The sequence below is a fragment of the Streptomyces sp. NPDC049577 genome (assembly GCF_040675635.1).
Taxonomy (GTDB): Bacteria; Actinomycetota; Actinomycetes; order Streptomycetales; family Streptomycetaceae; genus Streptomyces.
Genome location: NZ_JBFAPH010000505.1, coordinates 1 through 3,057, shown reverse-complemented (window position 1 = coordinate 3,057; position 3,057 = coordinate 1). Strand labels below are relative to the sequence as shown.

Annotated in this window: 5 protein-coding genes and 1 pseudogene; 2 read left to right on the top strand and 4 right to left on the bottom strand. The window is 71.9% G+C overall.

Translation table 11 applies throughout. The features are described from left to right. Positions 1–95: 95 nt before the first annotated feature. A pseudogene (locus AB0K09_RS31820) lies at positions 96–188 on the bottom strand (prolipoprotein diacylglyceryl transferase); the annotation flags it as partial. A gap of 150 nt (positions 189–338) precedes the next feature. Between AB0K09_RS31820 and AB0K09_RS31815 the strand changes: the two are divergent. Continuing rightward, positions 339–692, top strand: a complete 354-nt coding sequence (locus AB0K09_RS31815; protein WP_366068863.1) for a hypothetical protein — start codon at positions 339–341, stop codon at positions 690–692. A gap of 12 nt (positions 693–704) precedes the next feature. Here the strand turns inward: AB0K09_RS31815 and AB0K09_RS31810 are convergent, their stop codons facing one another. Then, the gene (locus tag AB0K09_RS31810; RefSeq protein WP_366068862.1) at positions 705–869 is read right to left on the bottom strand and encodes a hypothetical protein; all 165 of its coding nucleotides are present in this window, start codon (positions 867–869) and stop codon (positions 705–707) included. Further along, entirely contained in the window at positions 866–1,093 is a 228-nt protein-coding gene (locus AB0K09_RS31805) for a hypothetical protein (protein ID WP_366068861.1), read from the bottom strand. Before AB0K09_RS31805 ends, AB0K09_RS31810 begins: the two co-directional genes overlap by 4 nt. 72 nt (positions 1,094–1,165) lie before the next feature. Here AB0K09_RS31805 and AB0K09_RS31800 point away from each other — a divergent pair, with 72 nt between their 5' ends. Further along, positions 1,166–2,398 carry a helix-turn-helix domain-containing protein gene (locus AB0K09_RS31800; RefSeq protein ID WP_366068860.1) on the top strand — a complete coding sequence of 411 codons (1,233 nt, stop codon included), beginning with the start codon at positions 1,166–1,168 and terminating at the stop codon, positions 2,396–2,398. A gap of 28 nt (positions 2,399–2,426) precedes the next feature. On the opposite strand, the gene AB0K09_RS31795 is transcribed toward AB0K09_RS31800, so the two are convergent. Next, positions 2,427–2,783, bottom strand: coding sequence for a hypothetical protein (locus tag AB0K09_RS31795; protein ID WP_366068859.1), 357 nt, complete (start codon positions 2,781–2,783; stop codon positions 2,427–2,429). Between the last annotated feature and the right edge of the window lie 274 nt (positions 2,784–3,057).

Sequence of the window (3,057 nt, the reverse complement as noted above, 5' to 3'; positions counted from 1 at the left end):
CCGCGCCCGATCGACTGGTACACCCTGGAGGAGCGCTGGCTCCGCGCCCACGGTGCCCTCGCGACGACCGCAAGGGGCGACGTGGTCCGCCTGGCGCCGATGATGATGCAGAAGGCGTAGCCGCGCAGCGGGATCGGTCCGAGGTGGACGACGCCGGTCGAGGGGCTGGGAATGTATGCGAGATTCATGGCAGCTACGAACCTACCGTGTGCGGCGCGCAAGTCCCAGAGTGGCCCTTGACGCCCATTACCCGCAGTAGTGCGGGGTGCACGGACGCACATGTCAGAGAGGCCCCGGTGAACCCGCCCGCAGCACCCCGCCGACCCCTGCCTGCCCGGGTGCGAAGCGCACGCATAGCGCTGTTCGTCCTTGCGGCCTTCAACATACCCATCGGCTCGCTGTTCCTCGCCGCGGTGGCCACCGGCGTCGACGACGCACCGGGCGTCACCAGCGGCACGCTCCTGCTCGCCTGCGGCCTCGCCGCGCTCTTCCTCGCCGCTCGCTTCCGCACCGGCGGGGCCGGCATCCAGTACGGGGCCGTGGCTCTCGCCCTGATCATCGTGATCTACGACGTGATCGGCCTCGTCATGGACAGCGACCTGCCCCTCAGCACCGTTGTCTTCGCGGCGCCGATCCTGCTCGGGTGCCTGGGGAAGGAGGGCGCCGCCTGGTTCGCCTCGGAGCGGGACTGAGCGGCGGGGGCGTCAGGGGTGCGCCACCCGCAGGTGCGCCCCCATCTCCCCGGTCAGCGACACGGCGCGTTGGAGATCGCCGCGTTCCAGGGCCTGGGCTCTTCTGCGCTTGATGTCCCAGCACTCGTCGCAGCGTGGGCGCCGGGGCGTGGGTTCGCCGGTCCGCTTCGTCATCATCCCCACCTCCGCCCGCTGCGGTGGTTGGCGTCGGCGACCCTCACGCGCAGCTCGTCACTCGGGGTCGCCGGGCGCACGTCGCACGGCAGCGCCTCCCACTGCCGCCCGTCCGCCGGGCTCCGCAGCAGCAGGCGTCCGCCGGCCGCGCTGACCACTTCGCCGACGCGGTCCCGCCGCGCGTCCACCACCCATGTGCCCGCCTCGGGGCGCTCGCTCTCGCTCACATGCAAACCGTGCCCCGCCAACAGCAGTTGATCCCATCCCCGCCGCCTATAGGAGCGCCCTATATTCGGTTCATGCGGGATCGCTCTCCGGAATTGTGGAGCCACCCTCGGCTCGCGTCGGCGGTGGCCGGTGAGGACTGGGCCGCCGTCTTCCGCACCTACCGCCGGCTCACCGGGCTGAGCCAGACGAAGCTCGGCGAGCGGACCGGCCTGGCCCAGCCGGACGTGTCCGACATCGAGCGGGGCCGACGGCGCGTGACGTCGTCGGAGGTCCGGCAGCGGATCATCGACGGGCTCGGCATCCCCGCCACGCCGCCTCACCCCGTGATGCCCGTCGCCGGCCTGCACCTCGGGGACATGGCTCCGGACGAGGACCTGCTGGCCCGGGTCACCAGCGCCGTGAACGGCTCCGCGCGAGTGGACGCCGCGACCCTGGACTGGCTGGACCGCCTGCTGGCCGAGCACCGTCGCGCGGAGGACCACATCGGGTCGCGGCCGCTGGTCGACGTCATGTGCCATCAGTTGCGGACCGTGGTGAACCTCCACCCGAGCACCCCCGGGCCGCTCGCGGACCGCGTCGTCCGGCTGGCCGCCGAGCACGCCCAGTTCCTGGCCTGGATGGCCCAGGACCAGGGGCGCCCCGCCGCCGCCCTGGCCTGGTACGACCGCTCACACGAGTGGGCGCTGGAAGCCGGGGACGCCGACATGGCGGCGACCACCCTCAGCATGAAGGCGCACATGGCCTGGTCCGGGGGGCTCGGCACCCGCTGCGTACGACTGGCCAAGGCCGCCCGGTGGTCGGCGCCGGGAACGTCACGCGGGGTCCGGGGCATGGCCGCCCAGATGGCGGGCCGCGGCCACGCCCTCAACGGGAACGCCGACGCCTCCCGTCGCCTGCTGGACGAAGCACGGGAGCTGATCGGCCGGGCGGCTGAGCGCCCGGAGGACGAGCCGCCGTGGATGTACTTCTACGACGACACGTGGTTCACGCTCCAACGCGGCATGGCGGAAGCGCACCTGGGCGAGTGGCCGTCGGCGATCGAGCACTTCACGCGCGGCCTCGCCGCCCTGCCCGGCCACTACCGCCGAGACAGGACCTGGTACGGCTCCTGCCTCGCCCACGCCCTCGCCGAGGCGGGCGAGGCCCCGGCCGCCTTGGCCACCGCCCTCGACTGCCTGCCGGACGCGTCGTCCATCGGCCGCCCCCACTCCTGGAACGAGCTCCACGGCACCGCGGCGACGTTGGTACGACGGGGAGCCCGGGAGGGGCGGGAGCTGATCGCGGCGCTCAGAGAGAGCGACTGAAGGTCAGGCAACAGCCCCTCGGGGGAGCTCACGACATGAGCCGCTGCACCTGAGGGTCGAAACAGACAAGGCCCATCGACGAGGCGACTTCCGCCGCATGGGCCGATGCCTCATCGGCCATGCTGTAGCGCATCGGAAAGTAGAACAGCGGCCCCTTGGCCGCGCCGATCAGCGGCCCGATGGACCACGGAGAGAGGTCTTCCTCGTCCTCCGTGAGATCAGGCCACCGCTCCAGAAGCGCGGCCACGTACGCGGCGATGCGATCGGTCGGCGGGTGCTCCGCGTCAGTGCCCATGTACCGGTTGAAGAGGTCGCTGAAGATCGCCGTGGCAGCGGTGTCATCCGCCGGGCGATGTCCTTCCCAGACAGCAAGGTCGTAACTCATGACCGCGAGGCTGCCACGGGGCACTGACAGTCACTCGGTCCCGTTCCCGATCCGGGCGAGCTGCGCGCCCTGGGCATGGCCCGCGAGTGCGGTCACGCGCGCAACGTCCGTCGCCAGGTGGTCATCACTCCCATTCGATCCCCGCATAGGGATCGGGCTCACCGGTCCACGGGTCGACGCCGGCCCGTGGATCGCGGCCTGCTTCCTGCTGCCCGCCCTGGCCCTGCTGGGGGCCCTCGTCCTGTATCCCGTCGGCTACTCCGTCTACCGCAGC

Coding starts and splice junctions, on each gene's coding strand:
- AB0K09_RS31810 (WP_366068862.1), bottom strand. CDS start 869: ATGATGACGAAGCGGACCGGCGAACCCACGCCCCGGCGCCCACGCTGC.
- AB0K09_RS31800 (WP_366068860.1), top strand. CDS start 1,166: ATGCGGGATCGCTCTCCGGAATTGTGGAGCCACCCTCGGCTCGCGTCG.
- AB0K09_RS31795 (WP_366068859.1), bottom strand. CDS start 2,783: ATGAGTTACGACCTTGCTGTCTGGGAAGGACATCGCCCGGCGGATGAC.